The sequence below is a fragment of the Streptomyces sp. NRRL WC-3549 genome (assembly GCF_000721935.1).
Lineage (GTDB): Bacteria > Actinomycetota > Actinomycetes > Streptomycetales > Streptomycetaceae > Streptomyces.
Genome location: NZ_KL585436.1, coordinates 27,653 through 27,986 on the forward strand (window position 1 = coordinate 27,653; position 334 = coordinate 27,986).

Sequence of the window (334 nt, forward strand, 5' to 3'; positions counted from 1 at the left end):
GCCCGCCGTGATCTACCCGGCGCGCGGTGTCGGCGGGCTGTGGACCCGGGCCGCCGACCGCACCCCGGACAGCCTGGCCCGGCTGCTGGGCCGGGGCCGCGCCGACGTGCTGTGCGCGCTGGACGCACCGGCGTCCACCAGCGCCCTGGCGCACCGGCTCGGACTGGCGCCCTCGTCCGTGTCGGCGCATCTGTCGGTGCTGCGCGGGGCGGGCCTGCTCACCTCGCGCCGCTACGGGCACCAGGTGCTGTACGAGCGCACCCCGCTCGGCGTCGCACTGACGGCCGAGGCCCCGTGAACCCGCCGTACGGACGCGGGTGCACGGGGCCTCGGC

The 334-nt window shown here is 78.7% G+C and carries 1 protein-coding gene; it reads left to right on the forward strand.

Going from position 1 to position 334, the window contains the following annotated elements:
* Positions 1 to 298, forward strand: a 298-nt coding sequence (locus IH13_RS0131695) for an ArsR/SmtB family transcription factor (RefSeq protein ID WP_158791440.1), incomplete at its 5' end; no start/stop codon positions are given.
* Between the last annotated feature and the right edge of the window lie 36 nt (positions 299 to 334).